General features: G+C 74.7%; 4 protein-coding genes. 1 reads left to right on the forward strand and 3 read right to left on the reverse strand.

Features of this window, described 5'->3' with window-relative positions:
• On the reverse strand, nucleotides 1-827 hold an 827-nt coding region (locus HGA02_RS13665), incomplete at its 3' end, for a histidine kinase dimerization/phosphoacceptor domain-containing protein (protein ID WP_246247793.1).
• 63 nt (nucleotides 828-890) lie between these two features.
• On the opposite strand from HGA02_RS13665, the gene HGA02_RS13670 reads away from it, so the two are divergent.
• Nucleotides 891-1,337: a nitroreductase family deazaflavin-dependent oxidoreductase gene (locus tag HGA02_RS13670; protein ID WP_168679462.1), complete on the forward strand. Its 447-nt coding sequence runs from the start codon at nucleotides 891-893 to the stop codon at nucleotides 1,335-1,337.
• 9 nt (nucleotides 1,338-1,346) lie between these two features.
• Here HGA02_RS13670 and HGA02_RS13675 read toward each other — a convergent pair whose 3' ends face one another.
• Together HGA02_RS13675 and HGA02_RS13680 are read right to left on the reverse strand one after the other, a co-directional pair.
• A complete protein-coding gene (locus tag HGA02_RS13675) occupies nucleotides 1,347-2,183 on the reverse strand; it encodes an ABC transporter permease (protein ID WP_168679463.1) in 837 nt (278 codons plus the stop codon).
• A complete protein-coding gene (locus HGA02_RS13680; protein ID WP_168679464.1) occupies nucleotides 2,180-3,067 on the reverse strand; it encodes an ABC transporter ATP-binding protein in 888 nt (295 codons plus the stop codon). Before HGA02_RS13680 ends, HGA02_RS13675 begins: the two co-directional genes overlap by 4 nt.
• Nucleotides 3,068-3,364: the final 297 nt, after the last annotated feature.

Below are 3,364 nucleotides of genomic sequence, written 5' to 3' on the forward strand. Positions count from 1 at the left end.
CCGCGCTCGAGCTCGGGCGGGCCGAACGCCGCCACGAGGGCCCGCGCCTGCGCGAGGTTGTCGCGCGCGACCTGCTCGATCTGGCCGACGCGCTCCGTCGCGGGACCGACGCGGTCCCGGGCGAGCTCGGCCGACGCGGCCTGCGCGAGCATCACGACGCTCGTGAACCCCTGCGCGAGGGTGTCGTGGATCTCCTGCGCCAGGCGGGCCCGCTCGGCGAGCACCCCGGTCGCGTGGTGCGTCGACGCGAGCTCGGCCTGCGCGGCGCCCAGCTCCTCGACGAGCGCGGCGCGCTCCTCGCTCTGCTCCGACACCCACGTGATCCACAGGCCTAGGGCGATCGCGAAGACGAGCCCCGTGCCGACCTGGCCGAACAGCTCGGCGGCGTCGGCGACCGTCGTGACCGCACCCGGCTCGCGCACGACGATCGCCGCGGTGAACGCGACCGTCAGCAGCACGCTCCACAGCACGCCCTCGAGGCGGCGCGTCGCGAAGAACCAGATCTGCGAGTACCCGACGAACAGCAGCACCGACCCGAGCTCCGACAGCCCGACCTCCAGCACCACCACGGTGACGAGCACCGCGAGGTACGTGCGGGTCAGCACGACGTCGCCGCGTCGCGCACCGCGGCGGCCCAGCACCAGGTAGGCGACGACGAGCGCGACGAGCCCGAGGACCGCGAACGCGGCCTCCCGCAGCGACCGGACCTCGATCGCGATCGACACCCCCGCGACCGCGGTGATCGCGTAGAAGCCGACGTCCCACCCGCGCAGCGCGCGGACCCAGAACTCGTGCCGCGCGACCGGTCGGGGCGTGCGCCTGGTCATGGCGCCGAGCCTGCCACGTGCAGGTCCGTCGACGGTGCGCCCCGCGCCCGGCAGGATGCGGACATGACCACCGACGGGCGGACGGGGAGGCGGCGCGGCTGGCTGCGACGGGCCGTGGACGGCGTGGTGACGACGATGGTCCGGCGCGGGACCGGACCGCGGGCCACCGTGCTGCTGACCGTCGCCGGACGGACCTCGGGCGAGCCGCGCACGACGCCCGTGACGCTGGTCGAGCACGACGGGTCGCGCTGGCTCGTCGCGCCGTACGGTCCCGTCGGGTGGGTGCGGAACGTGCGGGCGTCGCGCGTCGTCGAGCTCCGCCGGGGCCGGCACGTCGAACGGCTCGTCGCCGACGAGGTCGACCCGACGACCGGTGCACCCGTGCTGCGGCGGTACCTCCAGGAGGTCGCGGTCGTGCGGCGCGTCCTCGACGTCTCCCCAGGCGACCCCGTCGAGGCCTTCGTGCCGCTCGTCGCGACGCACCCGGTCTTCCGCCTGCGCCCCGCCTGAGCGCGCACGTCAGCCGTCGTCACGCCGGCGCCAGCGGAACCAGCGCGCCCCGATCACGAGGCCGGCGACGAACCACACGCCCAGCACGAGCGCGGTGGTCACGAGGTCCACGTCGCCCGCGACCGCGTCGGGCAGGAACGCCGCCTGCATGCCCTCGACCAGCCAGCGCAGCGGGAACACCGACGCGACCTGCTGCATCCACGTCGGCAGCGAGTCCCACTGGAAGAACACGCCGGAGACGAACTGCAGCACCAGCACGATCGGCGTCACGACGGCGCTCGCCGACCGGCCCGAGCGCGGGACCGACGAGAACGCCACGCCGCACACCGAGCCCGCAGCCGTCCCGAGCAGGTAGACCCACGCGAACGTCGCCCAGTCGGCGACGGTCGACGGCAGCGTCACGTCGAACAGCGTCGCGGCGACCGTCAGCAGGATCGCGGTCTGCACGAGCCCGCTGCCGAGCACCTGGCCGATCTTGCCCAGGAAGTACGCCGACGCGGGCATCGGTGTCCCGCGCAGCCGCTTGAGGCCGCCCTCGTCACGCTCGACCGAGATCGAGATCGCGAGCGACTGGAAGCTCGACAGCATGACGCCCGTCGCGAGCATGCCCGGCAGGAAGTACTGCGCGAACGGGATCTCGACGTCACCCGCCCGGACGGTCGCGCCGTCCTGGCCGAAGACCGTCGCGAAGATCGCCATCATGATCACGGGGTAGGCGAAGATGAACACGACCGCGTCGCGCTCGCGGAAGAAGACGCGCAGCTCGTAGGCGGCGCGGACCAGCCCGAGACGCAGGACGCCGGGGACGGCGGCGGGGCGCGTGGCCGGCAGCGTGACGGTGCTCATCGCAGGACCTCCACAGGGGTGTCGGCGGGCGAGTCGGCGCCCTGGAGCAGGCCGAGGTAGACGTCCTCGAGCGTGGGACGCAGCACCTCGAGGCCAGGCACGTCGCCGAGCCGGGCGAGCAGGTCGGCGACCGTGCGGGACGCGTCGTGGGTGCGGACCTCGTGCCGGCGGCCGTCCTCGACCCAGCGCACGAGCGCCCGGCGCGCGTCGCGACCGCCCAGGTCGGCGGGGGTCCCCTCCGCGACGACGTGACCCGACGCGACGACCACGAGCCGGTCGGCGAGCCGCTCGGCCTCCTCGAGGTAGTGCGTCGTCAGCAGGATCGTCGTGCCGTCGGCGCGCAGACCCTCGACGAGGTCCCAGAACGAGCGGCGTGCCTGCGGGTCGAACCCGGTCGTCGGCTCGTCGAGGAACACGAGCTCGGGCCGTCCGACGATCCCGAGCGCCACGTCGAGCCGGCGCCGCTGGCCGCCCGACAGCTGCCGGGCGCGCGTGCGGACCTTCTCGCGCAGGCCGACGGCGTCGATCACCTCGTCGGGGTCGCGCGGGTCCGGGTAGAAGCGGGAGAAGTGCCGGACGAGCTCCCCGACGGTCGCCTCCGCGAGGTCGTTCGTGCCCTGCAGGACGATCCCGAGGCGGGACCGCCACACGCGTCCGGCCGTCTGCGGGTCCTCGCCGAGGACGCGGACGTGGCCCTCGTCGCGGTGCCGGTAGCCCTCGAGGATCTCGACGGTCGTCGTCTTGCCCGCGCCGTTCGGCCCGAGGATCGCGACGATCTCGCCGCGGTCGACGCGCAGGTCCAGGCCGTCGACGGCCTGCTTGGGCCCGTATCGCTTGCGCAGGCCCGCGACCTCGATCGCGGGGGCGCCTGCCGGTGTCGTCATGCCCTCAGCGTCTCCCCGGGCGAGGGCGCGCCGCGACGACCGACGCGTTGTCCCGGCCGTCCACCGATCGGTTGACCCCGGGGCACGCCGACCGTCCCGGGGGTCGGCGACCGGCTACATCCGGGGGTCTGCCATACCGACACGAAACGGACACCGGCCGTAGCGTCGGCGGACATGACGACCTCCACGTCCGCGCCTCCCGCGCCGCCGGCCCGGCCCGCCCGGGCACCGCGTCGCCGCCGGTCGGCCGGGCGCCGCGTCGGCTGGACCGCGGTGCTGCTCACGTCGCTCGCGATC

Origin of the sequence: Cellulomonas septica (genome assembly GCF_012396155.1) — a bacterium.
GTDB lineage: Bacteria > Actinomycetota > Actinomycetes > Actinomycetales > Cellulomonadaceae > Cellulomonas > Cellulomonas septica.